Origin of the sequence: Candidatus Infernicultor aquiphilus, from assembly GCF_002784285.1 — a bacterium.
Taxonomy (GTDB): domain Bacteria; phylum Atribacterota; class Phoenicimicrobiia; order Phoenicimicrobiales; family Phoenicimicrobiaceae; genus Infernicultor; species Infernicultor aquiphilus.
The window spans coordinates 2217-2516 of sequence record NZ_PFKO01000213.1 but is presented as its reverse complement, the minus strand read 5'-3'; the positions used below and the strand labels follow the sequence as shown (position 1 = coordinate 2516).

General features: G+C 42.0%; 1 pseudogene. It reads left to right on the top strand.

Annotated features, from left to right (window positions below):
- Positions 1-33: 33 nt before the first annotated feature.
- Positions 34-300: pseudogene (locus COZ07_RS05600) on the top strand (allantoinase AllB); the annotation flags it as partial.

The following is a 300-nucleotide window of genomic DNA, read 5'->3' as shown; positions in this document are numbered from 1 at the left end:
CCACCCCATTCTCCAGAATTAGTACAAAGAAGAATGGACATTGCAAGTCAAGAAGTAGTGGTAGATATTGCTTTCTTTGGTGCAGCTGGAACGGACTGTCTGGAGGATATTATTCCTTGTGCTAAATCTGGTATAGTTGCTTTTAAAACCTTTTTGCATGAGGCTCCCCCGGGGAGAAAAGAGGAATTTATCGGACTTACTGCCCCAAACACCGGTGACCAATATGAGCTGATGGAAAAAGTTGCCAAGACAGGTATAATGATCGGCTTTCACGCAGAAAATAATGATATGATCAATAAG